Annotated in this window: 15 protein-coding genes; 9 read left to right on the top strand and 6 right to left on the bottom strand. The window is 55.9% G+C overall.

From position 1 onward, the window contains the following. Nucleotides 1–66 precede the first annotated feature (66 nt). The 4 genes from WJU16_RS09240 to WJU16_RS09225 all read right to left on the bottom strand — a co-directional run bounded on the left by WJU16_RS09240 (nt 67) and on the right by WJU16_RS09225 (nt 5,642). Nucleotides 67–1,266, bottom strand: a complete 1,200-nt coding sequence (locus tag WJU16_RS09240; protein ID WP_341838032.1) for an erythromycin esterase family protein — start codon at nt 1,264–1,266, stop codon at nt 67–69. Nucleotides 1,267–1,297: 31 nt separating this feature from the next. Continuing rightward, a complete protein-coding gene (locus WJU16_RS09235; RefSeq protein WP_341838031.1) occupies nt 1,298–2,008 on the bottom strand; it encodes a response regulator in 711 nt (236 codons plus the stop codon). After that, a complete protein-coding gene (locus tag WJU16_RS09230) occupies nt 2,005–3,072 on the bottom strand; it encodes a histidine kinase (RefSeq protein WP_341838030.1) in 1,068 nt (355 codons plus the stop codon). The genes WJU16_RS09235 and WJU16_RS09230 overlap by 4 nt, the downstream gene beginning before the upstream one ends. A gap of 143 nt (nt 3,073–3,215) precedes the next feature. Further along, a complete protein-coding gene (locus tag WJU16_RS09225; RefSeq protein WP_341838029.1) occupies nt 3,216–5,642 on the bottom strand; it encodes a glycosyl hydrolase family 95 catalytic domain-containing protein in 2,427 nt (808 codons plus the stop codon). A gap of 106 nt (nt 5,643–5,748) precedes the next feature. Between WJU16_RS09225 and WJU16_RS09220 the strand changes: the two genes are divergently transcribed. After that, a complete protein-coding gene (locus WJU16_RS09220; protein WP_341838028.1) occupies nt 5,749–6,042 on the top strand; it encodes a hypothetical protein in 294 nt (97 codons plus the stop codon). Continuing rightward, nucleotides 6,033–6,281, top strand: coding sequence for a hypothetical protein (locus WJU16_RS09215; RefSeq protein ID WP_341838027.1), 249 nt, complete (start codon nt 6,033–6,035; stop codon nt 6,279–6,281). The genes WJU16_RS09220 and WJU16_RS09215 overlap by 10 nt, the downstream gene beginning before the upstream one ends. A gap of 354 nt (nt 6,282–6,635) precedes the next feature. On the opposite strand, the gene WJU16_RS09210 is transcribed toward WJU16_RS09215, so the two are convergent. Then, nucleotides 6,636–6,923: an HTH domain-containing protein gene (locus WJU16_RS09210; RefSeq protein WP_341838026.1), complete on the bottom strand. Its 288-nt coding sequence runs from the start codon at nt 6,921–6,923 to the stop codon at nt 6,636–6,638. Between the two features lie 896 nt (nt 6,924–7,819). On the opposite strand from WJU16_RS09210, the gene WJU16_RS09205 reads away from it, so the two are divergent. The 7 genes from WJU16_RS09205 to WJU16_RS09175 all read left to right on the top strand — a co-directional run bounded on the left by WJU16_RS09205 (nt 7,820) and on the right by WJU16_RS09175 (nt 21,083). Next, a complete protein-coding gene (locus tag WJU16_RS09205) occupies nt 7,820–9,190 on the top strand; it encodes an alpha-L-fucosidase (protein ID WP_341838025.1) in 1,371 nt (456 codons plus the stop codon). A 196-nt stretch (nt 9,191–9,386) separates the two neighbouring features. Next, nucleotides 9,387–10,853, top strand: a complete 1,467-nt coding sequence (locus tag WJU16_RS09200) for a sulfatase (RefSeq protein ID WP_341838024.1) — start codon at nt 9,387–9,389, stop codon at nt 10,851–10,853. 221 nt (nt 10,854–11,074) lie between these two features. Next, entirely contained in the window at nt 11,075–14,128 is a 3,054-nt protein-coding gene (locus tag WJU16_RS09195) for a TonB-dependent receptor (RefSeq protein WP_341838023.1), read from the top strand. 10 nt (nt 14,129–14,138) lie between these two features. Then, nucleotides 14,139–15,641, top strand: coding sequence for a RagB/SusD family nutrient uptake outer membrane protein (locus tag WJU16_RS09190; RefSeq protein WP_341838022.1), 1,503 nt, complete (start codon nt 14,139–14,141; stop codon nt 15,639–15,641). A 110-nt stretch (nt 15,642–15,751) separates the two neighbouring features. Then, nucleotides 15,752–16,948: a glucoamylase family protein gene (locus tag WJU16_RS09185; protein WP_341838656.1), complete on the top strand. Its 1,197-nt coding sequence runs from the start codon at nt 15,752–15,754 to the stop codon at nt 16,946–16,948. Between the two features lie 323 nt (nt 16,949–17,271). Beyond that, entirely contained in the window at nt 17,272–19,821 is a 2,550-nt protein-coding gene (locus tag WJU16_RS09180; RefSeq protein WP_341838021.1) for a glycoside hydrolase family 95 protein, read from the top strand. 89 nt (nt 19,822–19,910) lie between these two features. Beyond that, nucleotides 19,911–21,083 carry an alginate lyase family protein gene (locus tag WJU16_RS09175; protein ID WP_341838020.1) on the top strand — a complete coding sequence of 391 codons (1,173 nt, stop codon included), beginning with the start codon at nt 19,911–19,913 and terminating at the stop codon, nt 21,081–21,083. Between the two features lie 255 nt (nt 21,084–21,338). Here WJU16_RS09175 and WJU16_RS09170 read toward each other — a convergent pair whose 3' ends face one another. Continuing rightward, complete coding sequence (locus WJU16_RS09170; RefSeq protein ID WP_341838019.1) at nt 21,339–21,830, bottom strand: MarR family winged helix-turn-helix transcriptional regulator; 492 nt, start codon at nt 21,828–21,830, stop codon at nt 21,339–21,341. Nucleotides 21,831–21,918 lie beyond the last annotated feature (88 nt).

The following is a 21,918-nucleotide window of genomic DNA, read 5'->3' as shown; positions in this document are numbered from 1 at the left end:
CGTTAACTGCAAAGATAACATATGCGCGGCGATTGGCAGGCCCAACTGACGAAAGTCAGGTAATTATCAGAGCCCCCGGGCGGAAGTGGTATTTTCCGCGTAGAAAACCCAGTCGTACCGCTCCTTCAGCTCCACGGGCCATAACGTAAACTGGTGCTCCGATGCGATAGTGCCGATGGTCCGCATCCGGCCTTTCAGCTGTACATTTCCCAACGGCAGCAGGAACAACGGCACCTGCATGGCCTGCAGCTGTGCATCCACCGAGCCGGGAAGCGGCGCTGCAAGCGCGTGGCCCGTATCCATCGCCGCGTGGAAGTCGTTTTGCGCGCGGTAAGTGCCAGAACCCGCCAGCATGGCGATGTTCTGGTAGTTTTTTCCATACATCGCATGCAGGTGCGCGCCCATCGGCCGGAAAGTGAACATTGAATCGGCGTACAACCGGCCCAGATGGGAATTATGCGCCCAGAGCATCATTTTCTCCCCCGGATATTGCGCCCCGATCCATTGCACATTGCGGGCCATCATGGAATCCCGGATGTTGAAGGAGCGCGTCCAGTCGGTGGCTTGCAACCGGAACTGGTGCGCCCCGGCCAGGATGTTTTCGACACAAAAGCGGGCCAGCCGCCATTCTTTCTCCGGAACGCCGCCGGAAGCCGCCGGCATGATCCGCAGGATGCTGTCGCAGATGGAAATGATCGGCTCCATGGCTTTGCTGAAAGTAATGGTCGTATCCGCATGGTAGCCCAGCAGGGAATCAAACAAATGCAGCTGGTGGCGGGTGGAGAGACCGGTAAGCTCCTGGTGGAAGTAATGCATCTGCTGGCAATCAAACCCCGTGAAGCGCAGCTTTTTTTCGTGCCGCAGATTGTATTGCCGCATCCAGTAGACGAGGTCCGACAGTTCTTCGACCTGGTAAACGGAATGGAAATGCTCCCGGATGATGGCGATGGGATTGCCTTCGCCCGTTTCGAGGAAATGCTGGATGCGCATGGCGCCGATGGGGTTGTCTTCCATGGCGAATATCGTGAAGCCCATTTCTGCGGCCAGGAATCGGAAAAGGCGGTGCTTCATGCGGAAGAACTCCCGCGTGCCATGCGTGCCTTCTCCGGCGCCGATGATGCCGGCGGAAGTGAATTGTTTTTTGAGGGGAAGGAGGTCCGTGTAATCGCCCGTAGGTTCGGTGGATTGGAGGCGGAAAGGCTGCTGGGCGAATACGTTCGCGCACAGGCAAAGGAGGGCCAGTAACGGCATGGTGATGCGTTTCATGTTGTATGGTTTAATGATGGTGGGGATCGGATCAGATCCCGCGCAGTTCCCGGAAGAGGGCTGTTTGCCTGCGGCTCAGGGGAACGGTGGCGCCGTCGCTCAGCTCCATCAGGAGCAGCTGGGACGGAAGTATCGAAACCGACTGCACGTGTTGCAGGTTCACGATATGTTTTCTGCTGGCGCGGAAGAAATATTGCGGATCTAGTTTGCTTTCGAAGGATTGGAGGCTGCGGGCTAGCAGGGGCGCGTGTTTACCGAAGCGCAGGCGCACGTAATCGTCTGCGGCTTCCAGCAGGCGGATGTCTGATAGGGGGACGAACCAGCAGCGGTCGCCGTCTTTCACGAATATTTTTTCATGGATGGAAAGGTAGCCGGCCGCGGGTGCGATGGGAGGGGTGGCGGGTATCCGCGCGAGTGCTTCCCGCATGCGGTTTTCCGTGACGGGTTTCAGCAGGTAATCCAGCGCGTTGATCTCGAAAGCGCGAATCGCATAGGCGTCGTAAGCCGTGGTAAAGATGACATGGGGCGTGGTGTCAAGCATTTCCAGCAACCGGAACCCATTGCCTTCCGGCATTTCAATATCGAGAAAAAGCAGCTCCGGCCGCAGTTGCGCGATCAGCGCCTGTGCTTCCAGGATGTTGGCGGCTTCTCCTGCGATGACTATCTGCGGAAAGGATTGCAGGACGCCGCGGAGGTCTTTGCGGGCAAGGCGTTCGTCGTCTATGATCAGTGCGGTTATCATGCTGCGGGGATTATGACCGTGGCGCGCACGGTTTGGTCTGAATGATTGGCGATACGGAAAGAAGCATGGGCGCCGTACAGGAGGGACAAGCGCCGGAGGGTGCCGCTGATGCCGAAACCACCGCCGGTAACGGGTTCCGTGATTTGCCCCGTATTTTCTACATGGATGATGAACTGCTTCCCTTCCCGGCCCGCCGAGATGCGGATATTACCGCCGGAACTGCGTTTGGAAATGCCGTGCTTGATCGCGTTTTCCACCAGTGTCTGCAACAACATGGGCGGCATGGTTTGTTGCGCTGTTCCGGCGTCGATGTGATATTCGATGTGTAATCGTTCTTCAAAACGGATTTTCTCAATCGCCAGGTAATGCTTCACCACTTCCAGTTCTCTTTCAAAGGCGATAAGCTGCTGCCGCTCCGAAAGCATCGCGCTGCGCAATACTTCCGCCAGCTCGCCCACGGCCCGTTGCGCACGTTCCGGGTTTTCGGCGATAAGACTGCGGATACTGCTGAGGGAGTTGAAAAGGAAATGCGGGTTGAGGCGCGTTTTGAGATTATCCAGCTCGGCTTGTTTCAGCCGGTTTTCACTTTCCAGCTCCTGCTGCCTGACGCGGCCCTGCGCCACCGCGAAGTAGATCACCACCCATCCCCACACCACCAGGTGCCACACAAACAGCACGAGCGCCAGCACGATCATGATCTGCGCCATGCCCGACAGCCCGTCCCGGTCTTTCAGCCCGTTAGTGGTAAATGCATGCCATCCTCCCGCCTCCCAAACCGATAACGCAGACAAACATCCTACCATCAACACCGTTACACATACCACCGCCAGCCAGAGCTTCGCGAACACCGCGCCGAACCGCATCCTGGCAAGCCCGAACCGCCGGATAAATACATCCAGCAAGTGGGTCCACACAATGCCGTTCACCGCATGGAAATAATAGTCGGGGTCCATAAACACATCCCCCCGCAGCCCGAAACCATCCGTGCGGATGTTGCTCCACAGGTAGGTGAATATTCCCCAGCCCAGGATCTGGGCCGCCCAATACCGGTAGCGTATTTTCATGGGTTCAAATCTAATCGTTCAATAGTAAGGTAGGAAATTCCATCCCCCCAACGGCGGAAATTACCGGCGAACGGCAATGGTGCGGAGTTAAAAAAGAAGCGCCCCGGACCACCGGGGCGCTTACACGATATATCAATACCTTTTTACCGGATCACATACTCCGCTCCCTTCACCGTAGTGAACGAAACCTGCCTGGCCACGTTTTCGGGCTTAGATACGATCTTCCCTTTGGCGGTATACACTGATTTCCCCGCGGGCACCACAACGGCGCAGGTACTGCCTTGCAGCGACCGGATCTTCGCGGTGGTAACCGTTCCGTTTTTCCAGTCCAGGTCCACGGCAAAGCCTCCCCGCGCGCGAAAGCCCTTCAAGCTGCCCTGTTGCCATCCGGCTTCGGAAGGGAGTGCGGGGAGCAACCGGATAACGGACGTATCGCCGTGGCTCTGCAATAACATCTCCGCGATGCCCGCCGTGCCGCCGAAGTTGCCGTCGATCTGGAAGGGCGGGTGGGCGCAGAAAAGATTGGGATAGGTGCCGCCACCGCGGGCATTGGCGGGGTCTACCGGGCGCATCAGCTTGTGGATAAGCGTGAGCGCATGGTCGCCGTCTTGCAGGCGTGCCCAGAAGTTGATCTTCCATGCCAGCGACCATCCGGTGCCGTCGTCGCCGCGCTGGCGAAGGGTTTCGCGCATGGCGGCAGCCAGTTCGGGTGTGTTCCAGGGCGTGATTTTGTCGTAGGGGTGCAGCGCGTAAGCATGCGAAACGTGACGATGATGCGGCTCGCCGTCTTTCCAGTCGTGCAGCCACTCATTGAGGTCTCCGGCTTTGCCGATCTGGTTGGGCGCCAGTTGGGCGCGCACGCTGTCCATTTCTTTCCGCCAGGCCGCGTCGGTATCCAGGATGCGCGCGGCTTCGATGGTAGCGCCGAAGAGCTCGCGGCAGATCTGCATATCAATGGCGGGGCCCATCACGGTACTGGCGCGGGTGCCGTCGGGCATGATGTAACTGTGTTCCGGCGAATTGGAAGGCGCAGTCACCAGCCATCCGTGCTCCGGCTCGCGGATGAGTATGGCGCGCAGGAAATCGGAGGAACCTTTCAACACGGGATAATATTCGCGGAGGAAGGCCGTGTCGCGCGTAAAGCGGAAATGCTCCCAGATATGTTCGCAAAGCCAGGCGCCGCCCGTGAGGGTGGAGCCCCAATCGGCCCCTTCGCCAGGCGAAGTGAAGCCCCAGGGATTGGTGATCACATGGGCCACCCATCCTGGCGCGTTGTAATACGCTTTGGCGGTGCGCGCGCCTTCTTTGGATAACATGCGGATGTAGCGGTGGAGCGGCTCTGCGAGGTCGTCGAGGCCGGTCACAGGCGCCAGCCAGTAATTCATCTGGAGGTTGATGTTGATGTGGTAATCACCGTTCCACGGCGCCTGGTATTCCGGCGCCCAGAGGCCCTGCAGATTGGCGGGGAGATGCCCGGGGCGGGAGGACCCGATCAGCAGATAGCGGCCGTAATTGTAGTATAGCACGGGAAGCTGCGGATCCGGTTCGCCGGCGAAATATTTTGCCAGTCTTTCAGGCGTCGGGAGCAGGCCGTTGGCGCCTGGTGCGGCTGCCAGCGTAAAGGCGCTGCGCTGATATAATTTTTGATGCGCACGCCGTTGGGACTGCTGCAGCGCTGCATAGGAATTTTTGGTTTGCGCTTCGTGCAGGCGGGATTTGACGACAGGCGCAGGATCGGTTCCGCGTTGCCGGAAGTCGGCGTTGTTGTAATCGGTAGCTGCGGTGAAGTAGAGCACGAGTGCGTCCGCGTTGCTGACGGTGATGCTTTCCGCGGAGGCGGTGCGCCGGCCGCCGGTAGGTTGCACCGACAATGCGCCGGCAAATTGCATGCCTGGCTGCCCGTCGTTATTGAGATGGCCTTCCATGAAGATGGTGCCGTTCTCGGTGCGCACGGTGGCTCTTTCGCGGCGGGAGATGGCGGCGGTGAGGGAGATGGCGCCTTTGCGGCTGGCGGTGATGCGGATGGCCAGGAGATTGGCGGGTTGGCTGATCCAGGCTTCCTGCGTATAGGTGACGCCGTTACGCTGCCACGTGGTGGTGGCAGTGGCGGTGGAAAGGTCGAGGCGGCGGCGGTATTGCTGTACGGGGGCGGAAGTATCTTTCCATGTCAGCGTGAGGTCGCCGAAAGTCTGGTAGGATCCGTAAGGGACGTTGGCGCCCGCGCCATGTCCGGAGCCTTTTCCTTTGCAGATGAAATACTGTTGCAGGAGTTGTTGCGCATCTTTGTTGCGCCCGCCGAGGAGTGCTTCCTGGATGCGGGGAAGCACGCGGTAGGCGGTGTCGTTATCCGCTTCCTGCGGGCCGCCCGACCACATGCTGATTTCGTTCAGCACGAATCGGTCGCGGGATGGATGACCGTAAACCAGGGCGCCGAGGGTACCGTTGCCCAGCGGCAGGGCTTCCTGGTAATGCGTGGCGGGCTGGCTGAAGGTTAGCGTTTGGTCGGGTCGCTGTTGTGCGGACGCGGCCAGCGAGGCAACCGTCAGCATCGTAAGTAGAGCGTGGTGCATAATGATTTAAATATAACCTGAAACGGCTGAAAATGCTACGGGAGGATAAACGACAGCCGGAATTGGCTAAAATTTGCGCATAACCCGGTTCTTCGTAAATTACCGGATGCGCGTATTGATTCCATTGTTGTGGGCGCTTGCTTGCTGCAACACACTTCCCGCCCGCAACCAACCCCATGTAATTTCATACATTCCCATCGGCGATTACCGGTACCTGCCGCCCTGCGGCCTGCCTGCTTTCAGCGATACACTGCCGGCTGGCCGGGGTGTGGGGGAGTATATCGTGTTTGTGATGAAAGACAGTATCACGGTCAGCAATTGCCTGGCGGCGGACCATTCCGGGTGGACGGAAAAGTTTCCCATGCGGTATGGAAAGGATTTTTACTGGTCGTGGAGATGAAGCATGCGCCGGGATGGGGGATGGACCTGGGCGTGGAGGAGAAAGACGGACTGCTGCAGCTGCGGTTGCAGCCGGTGAAAGATGGCGCAGGAAAAGATCAGTATATCTGGCATTTCGCGGCGGAAGGGCAGGAGGTGCTGCGGCTGACGAACGGGAGCGGGAGGTTCGCGTATGCAAAAGGGCCGGCCTGGCGGGCAGATCGGCCCTGGGAAGATGTGATCAGGTTAGAGGGACGATAACCGCAGTTGGTTAAGGGGCAGGTGACTGAAAAGAAACCCGCATTGTCTAAGCATCTAAGTAGATCGTATTGATCTAAACCGCGTATAAAAACGAATTCAAAAACATAGTATCGCAGCATCAGTGCCGCCGTATAAAAATTGCAGGCCGGTAACTGGACAGGAACCCGCTCGTGCAATTGATTGTTGGGGCCAGCACTGGCCGGATGTAAAAATGCAGTGGTCAGACGGAGGTAGACGCGATGGCAAAAAGCTACCTTGTTGCCGTAACGTGAATACGACAACAAAATAGCTTTAAGGTGATCACGCTTGAGTTAATTGATTGTTAACCGGCGTGTTGGTGATGAAGCAATAACGCTAAGTCATTTGCATAATGCATAGCAGCAGTACGGGGACGGCCGTGGTAAGTCCGGCGAGCAGTTTGGTGAATTTGATATTAAATCCGCCTTTTTCCCCGTAATAATAGCTTTCCTTGTATCTATCGTATTCGATAGGCGCTCCGAGGTCTTTCATGAGCTTCAGGAACTCATACAAGGTTCTTTCTGAAATCCGGAGGCGTTTGGCCAGCTGGGCGGGCTTGCCGGTGCCTTTGATACGGATCAGGTAGTCGATGGTCTGTAGTCTTTCAAAATAACGCTTTGGCATGGATCAACAGGGGGTTTAAGCTAAATTGTGAATGTTGTTTACGAATGTGTTCTGGACGGAATGGAATGCTTTACTGTGTCTTAAGCTGAAAATAAAAAATCACATCATTCGCGGGCATTTGGTTTAAAAGGTTAACGAATAATACAGTACTGTTTTGCTTCGATAGGATTCTCCCCGAAATTACGGCGCAGCCCTGCATTATTACAGCACCGCGCGAACTATTTGGAAAGGCAACCTCATAAAAGAGGTTGCCTTTGTAATGACTGACTTGGAGCGTAGATCATGCATCAATATTACGTTACGGCCGTTTTTGCCCATGTTAACGCCATGTTATAAATGTGTCATATTTCAAATTTTATTAACAAATAAAATAGCTACCCAAAGGGTAGCTTGTACCTGCCTGCCGGTTGCAGCCCAGGCGCCGGGCGTTCGCGGAAAAATGCTGCTTTGCCGCCCGCCGGATTTTCACGGAAAAGGCGCCAGTTTCATGCAAATCCGCCACAGTAAACGTTCCTGTAAATAGAAAGCCGCCGGCGCCGATGCACCTGCGGTATGCCTGCTTGAGATAAATCAGAGATCCCCCGAGGCAATTGATGAATTCCTTTTTTCAGTAATTGATTTATTACAACATGTTAATACGGTTTAATATTTTTTGATTGTTAACGAAAAGTTAATGAATAACGGCTTAACATCTTGTAGGTTGATTACCCAACGACCAATTTGATGCTACAATGCGCATATTGCACCTTTCTTCATGCAGCGAAGTGTGGCGCATTCCCCCTTCTTCCACTTTTTTCGGCGGAGAATTCAAATTCACCCAATCAATGCCAAAAAACTACCATCCGCCCCAACACCCGCAAACTATCTTGCCCCCCGCAAAAAATAATGATGCTGCCATGAAACGATCTCTCCTTTTCATCCTCCTCTGCGCCGCCGGCCTCTCCGCCAACGCCCAGGAAAAACGGCTGTTCAACGAAACACCCGCACAAAAAGAAAAACGCCTCGCCTGGTGGACCAACGACCGATTCGGCATGTTCATCCACTGGGGCCTGTACGCCCTCCCCGCCCGCCACGAATGGGTACAACAACGCGAACATATTTCTGAAACCGCCTACCGCCAGTACTTCGACCTCTTCAACCCCGACCTCTACAACCCGCGCGAATGGGCCCGCAACGCCAAAGCCGCCGGGATGAAATATGCCGTCATCACCACCAAACACCACGACGGATTCTGCCTCTTCGATTCCAAATACACCGATTACAAAGCCACCAATACACCCGCCAAAAGAGACCTCATCCGCGAATGGGTCGACGCATTCCGCGCAGAAGGCCTCCGCGTCGGATTCTATTATTCGCTCATCGACTGGCACCATCCGCAGTTCACCATCGACGGTACCCATGCCCACCGGCCAGCCACCGACGCCGGATACGACGAGCTCAACAAAAACCGCGACATGAACAAATACCGCACCTACATGCACAACCAGGTGCGCGAACTGCTCTCCAACTACGGACAAATTGATATGCTCTGGCTCGACTTCTCCTACCCCGGAAAACGCGGGAAAGACCACAACGACTGGGGTTCAGTCGATCTTATCAAAATGGTGCGGAAGTTGCAGCCGGGCATCATCGTCAACGACCGGCTCGATCTGAAAGAATATGCCGACGGCGGCGATTTCATCACGCCAGAACAGTTCAAGGTGCCTTCCTGGCCCACGGTCAACGGTCAGCGCGTACCCTGGGAAACCTGCCAAACCTTCTCTGGTTCGTGGGGGTATTACCGTGATGAGAACACCTGGAAAGACAATAAACAACTCCTCGTGCTCCTCGCCGAAACCGTGAGTAAAGGCGGCAACCTCCTCCTCAACGTGGGGCCCACCGCCCGCGGTAAATTCGACGCGCGCGCGCTGAAGGCACTCAACGGCATGGGCGATTGGATGGAATACAACAGCCGCGCGATTTACGGCTGCACGCAGGCGCCCGATTCATTCGCACGCCCGGAGCATAGCCTGCTCACCTACAATCCCACCACCAGACGATTGTACGTCCACCTGCTCGATTATCCCCTGCAGAACTTCACGCTGCCCGGTTACAAGGGAAAAATCAAATATGCGCAGTTCCTGCACGACAACTCAGAAATCAAGATCAGCGCACCTGCCGGCCATTGGATCAAAAGCGAACTAGGCGCCAACGACCTGAACCTGAGCCTGCCCGTGATCAAGCCCGGTGTGGAAATCCCCGTCATCGAGCTGATCCTGGCGGATTAACCCGTAGGTTCTGTATAGATATCTTACCCATATGCCACCCTTATCTTACCTATGTCTTACCCATATCTCACCCTATAAAAGGGGTAAGATATGGGTAAGACATGGGTGTTTTATGGAAGGGATAGATACATTACATCAATCTTGTTACTTTAGCGTACATAAGCGACAAAATAGTTTGAAGCGTCAATCCACACTTATGTTGAAGCCCATTTTCCGCTGTTTCCTCCTGGCACTGGCCGCCGCCGCCGCCGCGAGCTTCGTGCCTGCAGAGCCGCAGCCACCCGCGAAACCCAACGTCATCATTATTTTCATGGACGACATGGGCTATGGCGACCCGGCCTGTTACGGCGGCGGCCCTTATGCCACGCCGAACCTCGACCGGATGGCCGCACGGGGGATGCGGTTCACGCATTTCTATGCCGCGCAGGCCGTTTGTTCCGCTTCGCGGGCGGGGTTGCTCACCGGTTGCTATCCCAATCGCATCGGTATCCACAACGCGCTTAATCCGGACGCCAAAATCGCGCTGAACGGGGAAGAGGAAACCATCGCGGAAATCCTGAAAGACCAGGGTTACAAAACCGGCATGGTGGGCAAATGGCATCTGGGATCGAAAGTACCGTACCTCCCGCTCCAGCACGGTTTCAGCGAGTATCTCGGACTGCCGTACTCCAATGATATGTGGCCGGTGCATTACGACGGCAAACCCTATCCCGAAACCTCTAAAGTTTGGCGCGCCCGCTACCCGCCGTTGCCCCTCATCGAAGGGAACGAAACCCGCCGCATCATCCGCAACCTCGACGACCAGGCGGAGCTCACAGGGATCTACACCGACCGGGCCTGCGAATTCATCCGTAAAAACAAAAAATCGCCCTTCTTCCTGTACATGGCCCACAGCATGCCGCATGTGCCCATCGCCGTGTCGGAAAAGTTCAGGGGGAAGAGCGGAGCCGGCATGTTCGGCGACCTCATGATGGAACTCGACGCCTCCGTGGGCCGCATCCTGCAAACACTGGAAGAAAACGGACTAGATAAGCATACGCTCGTGATTTTTACGAGCGACAACGGCCCATGGCTCAATTACGGTAATCATGCCGGCAATACCGCCGGTCTCCGTGAAGGCAAAGGCTCCAGCTGGGAAGGCGGGCAGCGCGTGCCCTGCATCATGCAATGGCCCGGGAAAATCCCCGCGGGTACCGTTTGCAACAAGGTCGCCGCCGCCATCGATATCCTGCCGACTGTAGCGGCGGTTTGCGGCGCCGATCTGCCCAAAAAGAAGATCGACGGTCTCAGCATCCTGCCATTGCTCAAAAATGAGCCAGGCGCCAACCCGCGTGAACATTTCGTATACTATTACAACGTCAACAACCTGGAAGCCGTGCGCAAAGGGAATTACAAACTCGTATTCCCGCACAGGGCCCGTACTTACCGCCTCAATCCCCCCGGTTACGACGGATTTCCCGCACCCGCGCCCGACGTGCCCACCGAAGGCGGCTTGTACGATCTCAGCATCGATCCCGGCGAAACCACAGACGTCAGCAAAGTATTCCCGCAGGTCGTGAAAGACCTCGAAGCCATCGCAGACAATTATCGCCAATCACTCGGCGACGATCTCCGCAAAATGCCCGGCTCCGAAAGGCGCCCCGCCGCCAAAGTGCAGCCCTGATTTCGCAAACAAGTTTGCTAAAACCCTCCCGGCCGTTGTACCGGGAGGGTTTTTTATTGCCGGAATACTGTTTAACAGGCTGAAATGGCCAACAGCATTGAACATTCAATTCCTGTCGATTGTAATCTATATGCAGTCGTTCTCCTTATTTTTCCCTGTACTGCGCCTGTTTAGCCCTTTCCTTGCCATCCATTTACTGACATTCAAAAACACGTTGATGTATGAAACCAGGCTTACACATGTTTGTCGCGGTACTGCTGTTCTTTTCCTCGGAACTTGCGCAGGCCGCGATAGCCGGTCCGCCGTTCGACCCCGTGAAAGGGACGGTAAAGGACAAGGACGGCAACCCGTTGCCAGGGGTTACCATCCAGATCAAAGGCACCAGCACCGGAACCGTCACCCAGCCTGACGGTACTTACTCCCTGAATGTGGCCGATGCCAATGCAGTGCTGATATTCTCCTACATCGGTTATACGCCGCAGGAAGTGCCGCTGGGCGGCCGTTCGGTGATCGATATCGTACTGGAATCATCGGCCAGTGAGCTGAACCAGGTGGTAGTAGTGGGATACGGCACCCGCCGCAAGCGCGACCTCACGGGTTCTGTCGGGAGCATTTCCGGGGAAGCCATTGCGGCGCAACCTGTCAATACGGCCACCCAGGGCGTGCAGGGCAAGCTGGCGGGCGTGCAGATCGTGAGCTCCGGCGCGCCGGGATCGCAACCGCAGGTGCGCGTGCGCGGTACGGGCAGTATGCTCGCCGGCGCGGAACCTTTGTATGTAGTGGATGGCGTGCTTACCAATGATATCCGCAACATCAATACGGCCGATATCCTCACGATGGATGTGCTGAAAGACGCGTCCGCTTCCGCCATATACGGCGTTCGTGCAGCCAATGGCGTTATCATCATCACCACCAGGCGTGGTAAGGCCGGAAAAATGGAAGTGGCTTACAATATGACGGTAGGCTGGCGCGAAGTGGCCAACCAGGTGAAAATGGCGAATGCTACGCAATACACGGATTATTTGAAAGATGCGGGCCCCAACGTCACCATTCCCGATTACGGTGCCAACAGCGATTGGTACGGCGCCCTGCTGCGCAAGGGTTTCCAGCAAACGCATAACGTGTCGCTTTCCGGCGGCAGCGAAAAATTCCTGTACTATTTCAACGCCGGTTACCTGACCGACGAAGGGATTGTACGGGCCAACAAATACGACCGCTTCACCATCCGCTCCAACAACGAATGGAACATCGCAGACAACCTGAAATTCGTAGCCCAGGTGTCGTACATGCACAACACCACGCAGAACGTAAATCTCGCTGAAGTATACAACAACACTTACCGCGCCGCCCCGGTGATCCCCATCACCCGCGATGGTAAATACGGCAATACTTCCGCGTTCCAGAACGTGGGCAACTCCATCCTATCCATCGATAAAGTAAATGACCGCTACAAGGAAAACCGCCTGCAGGGAACGGGGTACCTGGAATACAGTCCCTGGGAATTCATCAAGCTCCGCAGCAGCATCAGCGCCAACCAGGGTTTCCAGAACCGGCGGCGGTATAATGCGGTGTTCCTGAATGATGAATCTACGTTCCTCGTGGCGGGCGGCAACCAGCAACGGCCGGAGAGCCAGCTCACGATGGTGAAGGAAGAAGGGACGGAATGGATCTGGGATAATACGGCGACGTTCCAGCAGCGCTTCGGCCGCCACGACCTCACGGTGCTGGCGGGCTTTACCTCGCAGCAGTATGAAGGGAATTACCTGGAAGGGTTGCGCAGGAATGTGCCGAACAGTCCGGATATGTGGTACCTCATCGCCGGGGATCCCAATACTTCCACCAACACGGCCGACGGCGACAAGTACGCGCGGCGCTCGTGGCTGGGGCGCGTCAATTACAGCTACGCGGATAAGTACCTGTTGACGGTATCCTTCCGTAACGACGCATCTTCCCGCTTCCCTTCGGATAACCGGAACGGTTATTTCCCTGCGGTGGGCGCGGGATGGGTGGTTTCCGAAGAGCCCTGGATGCCGAAAGATGGCGCACTGAGCTTCCTGAAGCTCCGCGGCAGCTGGGGGCGAATCGGGAACGATAACATCGCTTCCAACCTTTACATTCTCACCGCCAATTCGGGCCTGCTGTACTTCTTCAACGGAACACCCACTTTGGGCACCAACCTCGCCGATATCAAAGACCGCAACCTGAAATGGGAAACCACCGAAGAATATGACTTCGGCCTCGAGTTTGCGTTCCTGGAAAGCAGGTTAACGGGTGAGGTGAATTATTATAACAAAAAAACGAAAGACGCCCTCGTGACCGTGAAAATTCCCGGCCTGCTCGGCGATCCGGATAATGAATACACGACCAATGCCGGTTCGTTCGTTAACCGCGGTTGGGAATTTACGCTGGGATGGAAGGATAATTTGTCGGACGATTTCAGTTACAACATCGGCGGTAATATGACGCTGAACCACAACGAGGTAACGGGCCTGAACCAGGGACAGCCTTTGTTCCGCGGCGGCGTAGGGCAGCAGGGAAATATCACCAAAACCGATAACGGCCAGCCGATTGGCTCCTTCTTTGTGCTGGACGCCATGGGCGTATTCCCCGACCAGGCAGCCATTGATGCGTATGTGGATAAAAACGGGCAGAAGATCCAGCCGAATGCACAGCCCGGTGACCTCCAATACCGCGATGTGGATGGCAACGGGGCCATCAACGACCTAGACCGGATTTATGCGGGATCCTATCAACCCAAATTCTATTACGGCATCAATGCCGGATTTAATTATAAAGGGCTCGATTTCAGCATGGATTTTTATGGCAATGCCGGCAACAAAATCTATAACGGGAAAAAGGCATTCCGCTACGAGGTAACGGATAATATCGAATCGGATTACGCCGACCGCCGGTGGACCGCCAGCCGGCCGTCTGCCACCGATCCGCGCGTCCTGTACGGCAACACGCCCGCATCCACATATTTCGTGGAGTCGGGGAATTTCTTCCGGCTGAACAACCTGACCGTAGGGTATTCGCTGCCGAAGAACGTGCTGGACGCGATCAAAATCGAAAGGGTGCGCGTGTACCTGACGTCGCAGAATCTTTTCACGGTAAAGCGTTTCAGCGGCTTCAGCCCGGAAATGATTTCCAGCAACCCGAAACAAGACGGCTTCCTGAGCTTGCAAAACAGCAGCAGTCCGCTCGAAGCCGGTATCGAACTGAGTCCTTATCCCACCACGCGCACGTATGCGCTGGGGCTGAACATCACCTTCTAAAAACGGCGACATGAAAAAACTGATTTATATACCCGCTATGCTGATCGGATCCATGATCCTGTATGCCGCCTGCGGAAAAAGTTTCCTCGATATTCCGCCGCAGGGGAGGGTGACGGAAGAAGAAATCCGGACCAATCCCACCGCGGCCATCGATCTCGTCAACGGCGTGTACAACGTCATGTGGCTCGGCGGCTTCGGGCCGGATATCCACGGGCTGCAATTCATCACCCTCACGAGCATCTCCAGCGATGATGCCGATAAGGGCAGCACCCCGCAGGATTACGAGCCTGCCCTTCAGATCGATAATTTCACCTTCACCGCCACAAATCCCATCGTCCAGAATTACTGGACGGGGCTGTATCAGGGCATCGCGCGTTGCAACCAGGCGCTCGACAAGCTGCCCCTGAGCCCCTTGCCCGATGCGGATAAAAACCGGCTGATCGGAGAAGTTCGTTTTTTGCGCGGATATTTTTATTTTAACCTGGTGAGGACCTACGGCGGCGTACCTAAACTCGACCGCGTACCCACGCCCGACGAAGCGAATTCAGACGAATTCCAGACGCGCGCTACCGCTGAAGATATCTACCAGCTTATCATCGGCGACCTGCGGTTTGCGGTGGATAACGTACCGTTGAAAGGCGCCACGCAAACGGGGCGCGTGACAAAGGGGGCGGCGCAGATGCTGCTGGGGAAAGTGTACCTGTACCGGAAAGACTGGCAAAACGCGTTCACGCTGTCGCAGGCCGTGGTCACTTCCGGGTTGTATGATACGCTTTCGAATTACGCGGATATCTGGCGGGTGAAAGGCGCTAATTCCATCGAGTCGGTCTTTGAAGTGCAGACAGGAACCAATGCCGCCTGCAACGCCGCCATCGAGTTGTACGCCAACAGCCAGGGCATCCGGGCACGGCGGGGATGGTCGGATTTCGGGTTCGGGTTCAATAACCCGAGTGCTGACCTGGCGGCGGCTTATGAGCCGGGTGACAAGCGCAAAGACGCGACCATCATCACCATTCAGCCAAACGGCACCGTATTGTGGGATGGCTTCCGGGTGCCCAGCCGCGATTCTGTGGAAAACGACCGGTATAATTACAAAGCCTATCACAGCCGCACGCAGGAGATTTACTGCGGGAGCCCAGACAGGACGCCGAAGAACCTCCGGGTGTTGCGGTATGGCGAGTTGCTGCTGCAATATGCGGAAGCTGCGAATGAACTTGGGAACGGCGAAGAGGCGCTGGCCAAACTGAACATCGTGCGCAGGAGGGCGGGCTTGCCGCCGGCAACGAACGGCGGGCAGGCAGACCTCCGCCAGAAGATCTGGAAGGAAAGGAGGGTGGAGCTGGCGATGGAGCATGACCGCTTCTGGGACCTGGTGCGCACCGGCCGCGCCGGACAAGTGTTGCGCGCGCACGGCAAGGCTTTCGTGGATAATAAAAACGAGTTGTTCCCCATTCCGCAGGAACAACGGGTGCTTTCCAATAACCGACTGACGCAAAATCCTGGATATGATTGATATGCTTTGTAAATACGCCGTTTTATGTGTGGCTGCCTTGCTTTTGCCTTTGGCGCTCACGGCGCAGCAGAAAAAAGATCCCCCGGCAGCAGCTGGGGGATACTGCTTTGGTGACGCTGGTCCAGCAGAAAACTTTCGATTACTTCTGGAAGTTCGCCCATCCCGTGTCTGGCCTTGCGCCGGAGCGTACCATTACGCCCGATACCGTAACGATCGGCGGGTCGGGGTTTGGGGTGATGGCCATTCTGGTAGGGATTGAAAGGAAATTCATTACGCGGGAAGAAGGGCTGGACCGGTTGCTGAAGATCGTCAACTTTCTCCTGAAAGCCGACCACTATCACGGCATCTGGCCGCACTGGATGCATGGCGCCACGGGGAAAACGGTGCCCTTCAGCCGCCGCGACGATGGCGGGGATATCGTGGAGTCCGCTTTCATGTGGCAGGGGCTGCTGTGCGTCCGCCAGTATTTTGACCGGGAAGCGCCCAAAGAGCGCGAGCTGCGCGACAAAATCGGCTGGATGTGGAGCGAAACGGAATGGAACTGGTACACACAGGGCGGGCAGGATGTGCTGTATTGGCATTGGTCGCCCAACCAGGGATGGGCCATGAATCACCAGGTACGGGGGTATAATGAATGCCTGATCGCTTATGTGCTGGCGGCTTCTTCTCCCACCTATCCCATCTCGCCGAAAGCTTACCACCAGGGCTGGGCGGTGAATACCCATTTCTATAACGGGAAAGATTATTACGGCATCAAATTGCCGTTGGGATTTCCTTATGGCGGGCCGCTCTTCTTCGCCCATTATTCCTTCCTCGGCCTCGATCCCCGCGGATTGAAGGATCAGTATGCCGATTACTGGGAACAGAACCGTAACCATACCCTCATCAACCGCCAATATTGCATCGACAATCCAAAGAAATTTAAAGGTTACGGGCCGGAATGCTGGGGCCTCACCGCCAGCGACAACCACGAGTTTTACAATGCGCACAGTCCTACAAACGACCTGGGCGTGATTACGCCGACGGCGGCTTTATCTTCATTCCCTTACACCCCGGAATATTCCATGCAGGCGATGCGGCATTTTTATGATAAGCTGGGCGACCGCCTGTGGGGCGAGTACGGGTTTTACGATGCGTTCAACGAAACCACGAACTGGTTTGATTACCAGTACCTGGCCATTGACCAGGGTCCGATCGTGGTGATGATCGAAAACTACCGGAGCGGGCTGCTGTGGAGGCTTTTCATGAGTTGCCCGGAAGTAAAAACGGGTTTGAAAAGATTAGGATTCAGTAGCCCGGCGCTCTGATTGGCGAATCCAGTATCAGCATCCGTTAAAAAAATGCTTTGTATTGTGCAACCGATTGCATAATTTCGGTTCCGGTTTGCAGTGCTGTTTGACAGGATGATTTTTGGGTATGGATGCAAACGTTTGCGTAAACAGCACGTCGTCAGCGTTAACAGTAAATATTTAGTTATATGCCCTGCGGGGCACCGCGTTATGAAAAGTAGTATCATGTACTTTTCCAATCATTTCAAGTTTTCCTGCAGTTCACGGGCGCTACGGTTATGGCCGTATGCCTGTGGACGGGAAAGCAATTTCCGGAGCGAAAAAATGTGAGCAATACCGATATGAAAAGAAGCATGAAAGGCTGGGTGGCTGCATGGCTGTGTTGTTCCGCAACGGTGGCGGTAGCCCAGCAGCAGGATCCCTTATTAAAACTCTGGTACCGCCAGCCCGCGGCCAATTGGAACCAGGCGCTGCCGGTGGGCAACGGGCGCATCGGGGCCATGGTTTTTGGTGGGGTGGAAGAGGAGCAGTTGCAGCTGAACGAGGCGTTTTTATGGAGTGGCGGCCCCGGCGTAGGCAATAATCCCGGCGCCTATAACACGCTGCCGCTGGTGCGCCAGGCGCTCTGGAACGGGGAATACCTCCAAGCGGACTCGCTCAGCCGGCTCATGCTCGGGCCCTATTCCGCCCGGTACCTTACGCTGGGAGGGCTTTTCCTCAAACAAACCAATGCCGGGAAAGCCTCCGGATACGAGCGATCCCTCGACCTCAACACCGCGAAAGCACATGTAAAATATACAGATAACGGGGTGGAATACACGCGTGAAATGTTTGTATCGTACCCCGACCAGCTGCTCGTCATCCGATGGAAGAGCAGCCGCAAGAATGCGCTGGACTTCACCGTGGGCTTCCGTAATCCCATGCGGTCCGCCGTTACCTCCATGAACCGCGACCACCTGGTCATGAAAGGCCAATGCCCTTCGTACGTACCGCACCGGCCGTATGAAAAACGCACCATCGAATACGATCCGGCCAAAGGCATACCATACGAAGTGCATGTGAAAGCGCGGCTCACCGACGGCAAGTCCTTCGCCGACGGCCAGCAGCTGCATATCCAGGGCGCCACGGAAGTGACGCTCCTCGTTTCCATCGGAACGGGTTTTAACGGTCCGTTCAACGATCCCGTCGGAAATGGCCGCCGCGCGGATTCCGCAGCCCTGGCGCCGTTGACGAAGGCTTCGGGGATGACGTTTTCGGCCCTCCTGCAAAGGCACCTCGCCGATTACCAGCCACTCTTCCTTCGCGTGGCGCTCGACTTAGGAAAAGACACTTCTTCCAAAAAACCGACGGACGTGCGGCTGAAAGAATACACCCTCGCCGGCGGGAACCGCGATCCCCAGCTCACCACGCTCCTTTACCAGTTCGGGCGGTATCTTATGATCGCGGGTTCGCGGAAGGGCGGGCCGGCCATGAACCTGCAGGGTATCTGGAACAATAAAATGCAGCCGCCATGGGGCGCTAACTATACCACCAACATCAACACCGAAATGAATTACTGGCCGGCCGAAACGGCTAACCTGTCCGAATGCGCCTCACCACTGTTCGACTTCATCGGGCAACTCGCGGTAAACGGGAAAGAAACGGCGAAAGTGAATTATGGATTGGGCGGCTGGACCGTCCACCATAACGCCGACATCTGGGCCATAACCGCACCTTCCGGTGGCTTCGACTGGCGGGATCCACGGGGTGAGCCGCGCTGGGGCATCTGGCCCATGGCCGGCGCCTGGTTCTGCCGCCACCTCTGGGAGCACTACGCGTATAACAGCGACAGTCTTTTTCTCGCCCAAACCGCCTATCCGCTCATGAAAGGCGCTACTGAATTCATGCTCGGATGGCTGGTAAAAGATAGTGCGGGGCATTGGGTGACCAATCCTTCCACTTCCCCTGAAAATAACTTTTTGGTGAACGGCGCCCGCAAAGGCTCCGTGAGCATCGCTTCCACAATGGATATCGCCATCATCCACGACCTGCTCAACCGCACCGCGCAGGCGGCGGCCTTGCTGGGGCGCGACAAGGAACTGGTTTCGCAGATCCGGCAGAAGCTCAAAAACCTGTACCCGTTCCAGGCGGGCAGGCTCGGGCAATTGCAGGAATGGTACCTCGATTGGGACGATCCCAACGACAAGCACCGCCATCTGTCGCACCTGTACGGCCTCTTCCCGGGTAACGCCATTACTCCGCGAAGGGAGCCGGAACTGGCCGCAGCGGCCAAACGCAGCCTGGAGCTCCGGGGCGATGGCGGCACCGGCTGGTCCAAAGCCTGGAAGATCAACTGGTGGGCGCGGCTGGAAGACGGCGACCACGCCTACACGATGCTCAATAAACAATTGTTCCTCGCCGAAATGGATTCCATCAGCGTGGCAGACAACAGCGGCGGCTCTTACGCCAATCTGTTCGACGCACACCCGCCCTTCCAGATCGACGGCAACTTCGGCGTCACTTCGGGGATCACGGAAATGCTGGTGCAAAGCCACGACGGCGTGATCCATCTGTTGCCCGCGTTACCGTCTGCCTGGCCCAGCGGCAGCGTGAAAGGTTTGAAAGTGAAAGGCGGGATGGAAGTGGATATCACCTGGAAGAACGGGAAATTGAGAACGGCGGTCATCCGTTCGGCAAGAAACGCCGGCGGGCGAATCATCCGGACGAACGAACCCGTCAACATTTCCGCACCCGCCGCCAGCATGGAAAACAGCGGAGGACTGAAGGATTACGGATACGCCGTCAACAAGCGCATTGCCGCGCCGGACAAATTGCCGGAGCTGAGGTTGCCGGTTGTGGAGGACAAAGCCGTGCTTATTCAGAAGGGTAAAACGACGATTATAGCAAAGTGATTGCGCAGCGGTTTTAGCGGGCAACGATGTTTGAGGGGCCGGCAATAGGAAGCCGCATAATATGTAACGATAGCAATTTTTATTATTGAATGAAGAAACTGGTCCTGATATCGATAAGCCTGATGTGCCTGCAAAGCTTGCGGGCGCAGGAGGGCGGCTGGCTGAGGCGCGCATTGGCAGTGCGTTCCGCGCAGATCCAAAAAGACGCGGCGTGGGCCATGCAACAGCAGCCGGTAACGGTAACCGCAGCATCGTGCGACCGCAGTGCCGGCGGGAAGCACGATTTTTATTCCGAGGGCGATTACTGGTGGCCGGACCCGAAGCATCGGGATAGTCCGTATGTGCAGCGCGACGGGCAAACGAACCCTGGCAATTTTGTAGCGCACCGGCAGGCGATGGTGCGGTTCAGCCGGGTGGTGGGAGCCCTGGCGGCGGCGTATGTGGCGGATGGTGATCGGGCGGGGTTGGATCATGCGAAGCGGCATATCCTGGCGTGGTTCGCGGACAGCGCCACGCGGATGGCGCCGCATCTGTTGTACGCCCAGGCGATCAAAGGGAGGGCGACGGGCCGGGGGATCGGTATCATCGATACGATTCATTTGCTGGAGGTGGCGCAGGCATTGCGGATCATGGAAAAGGCCGGCGTGATAAAAGGGCGCGAGTTGGAAGCGGTGCGCCGGTGGTTCAGGGAATATCTGCAGTGGATGACGGAGCATCCTTACGGGAAAGACGAAATGCATGCGAAGAACAACCACGGCACCTGTTGGGTGATGCAGGTAGCGGCGTTCGCTTCGTTTTTGAAGGATACGACATGGCTGCAATTTTGCGAGCGACGGTATAAGGAAGTGCTGCTGCCCGGCCAGATGGCGGAGGATGGCAGTTTTCCGCTGGAGCTGCGACGAACAAAACCTTTTGGTTATGCGTTATTCAACCTGGATGCCATGACCACCATTTGCCAGATCCTGGGCCCGCGCGGCGGGGGGATCTGGAAGTTTGGGGATGCGCAGGGCAAATCGATCGGTAAAGGCATATCCTTTATGTTCCCCTATGTTCAGCAGAAAAGTTTATGGCCGTATGGCAAAGACGTGATGTATTGGGAAGAATGGCCCATGGCGCATCCGTTCCTGTTATTTGCGGCGGCGGTTTACGGGAAGGAGGATTATTTCAGGTTGTGGGAGCGTTTGCCCCATAGCTCGGAAGTGGAGGAAGTTTGGCGCAACCTGCCCGTCCGCAATCCCGAAATATGGATGGTTAATATTTAGGAAAAAGAATTGTATTCACAATAAAGCTATTGAAAAGTTTTACTGTAGACGTGGAATATGATAACGCCGGTCTCGTCTGAGCCGGCATCTTTTTTTGTACAAATGCTGCAGTGTGCGACGCAACGGCGGCTGCACAGCGAAAAAAGCCGGCTTCACCAACTTTTTTATGCTACTTCCATGCAGCCGCGGGCGCGGCAGGGTTCAGGTGCCGGCGGAGTGGTCTTTTCCTTACAAAGATCAGGGGAAATATTTACGTCAGGGTGTACCGTTGACAATAGTGGGATGAAGTTCCACCGCGAGTTTGAAGAGGACGTCGCGAAGGAGCTCCGCGTCTTTTTCTCCGATGATGCCCGTGTAATACGACTGGATCTCCTGTACGGCGCCAAACATGTCGATCATCAGCTGTTTTCCTTTTTCGCTGAGGAAGATCACCGTGGCGCGGTTGTCAGTTTCATGCTTGCGCGTAATGATGTAGCCGATGGCTTCGAGGTTTTTCACCACTTTGCTCATGGCCTGTTTGGTGATGCGGGCCTTTTTCGCCAATTCATTGTTAATCGTTCCTTCAGTAGAGATATTCGCCATGAGTACCATATCCCCGATTTTAAAATCGGCGTACCCGTTCTTTTGTAAATGCTCCGTTAACCTCGCGTCGTAATCCTTTTTAACGATGCTCAAAAGCCGGATCAGCAGTTTTGGGCGAAGTGCAATAATATCAGCCAGTTGCTTGTCTCTGTCAGTTGTAGTCATAATCGTGCGGCCAGTTTTGGATGAATGGCTAAAAATAATCGCCTTTTGTCATACAAAGATAATAAAAATTTAAAAAGGTCAACTTATT

Source organism: Chitinophaga pollutisoli (assembly GCF_038396755.1).
In the GTDB taxonomy this organism is placed as follows: domain Bacteria; phylum Bacteroidota; class Bacteroidia; order Chitinophagales; family Chitinophagaceae; genus Chitinophaga; species Chitinophaga pollutisoli.
Note: the sequence above shows the minus strand (reverse complement) of the source record. Positions and strands in the feature narration are given on the sequence as shown.

Coding starts and splice junctions, on each gene's coding strand:
- WJU16_RS09240 (WP_341838032.1), bottom strand. CDS start 1,266: ATGAAACGCATCACCATGCCGTTACTGGCCCTCCTTTGCCTGTGCGCG.
- WJU16_RS09235 (WP_341838031.1), bottom strand. CDS start 2,008: ATGATAACCGCACTGATCATAGACGACGAACGCCTTGCCCGCAAAGAC.
- WJU16_RS09230 (WP_341838030.1), bottom strand. CDS start 3,072: ATGAAAATACGCTACCGGTATTGGGCGGCCCAGATCCTGGGCTGGGGA.
- WJU16_RS09225 (WP_341838029.1), bottom strand. CDS start 5,642: ATGCACCACGCTCTACTTACGATGCTGACGGTTGCCTCGCTGGCCGCG.
- WJU16_RS09220 (WP_341838028.1), top strand. CDS start 5,749: ATGCGCGTATTGATTCCATTGTTGTGGGCGCTTGCTTGCTGCAACACA.
- WJU16_RS09210 (WP_341838026.1), bottom strand. CDS start 6,923: ATGCCAAAGCGTTATTTTGAAAGACTACAGACCATCGACTACCTGATC.
- WJU16_RS09205 (WP_341838025.1), top strand. CDS start 7,820: ATGAAACGATCTCTCCTTTTCATCCTCCTCTGCGCCGCCGGCCTCTCC.
- WJU16_RS09200 (WP_341838024.1), top strand. CDS start 9,387: ATGTTGAAGCCCATTTTCCGCTGTTTCCTCCTGGCACTGGCCGCCGCC.
- WJU16_RS09195 (WP_341838023.1), top strand. CDS start 11,075: ATGAAACCAGGCTTACACATGTTTGTCGCGGTACTGCTGTTCTTTTCC.
- WJU16_RS09190 (WP_341838022.1), top strand. CDS start 14,139: ATGAAAAAACTGATTTATATACCCGCTATGCTGATCGGATCCATGATC.
- WJU16_RS09180 (WP_341838021.1), top strand. CDS start 17,272: ATGAAAAGAAGCATGAAAGGCTGGGTGGCTGCATGGCTGTGTTGTTCC.
- WJU16_RS09175 (WP_341838020.1), top strand. CDS start 19,911: ATGAAGAAACTGGTCCTGATATCGATAAGCCTGATGTGCCTGCAAAGC.
- WJU16_RS09170 (WP_341838019.1), bottom strand. CDS start 21,830: ATGACTACAACTGACAGAGACAAGCAACTGGCTGATATTATTGCACTT.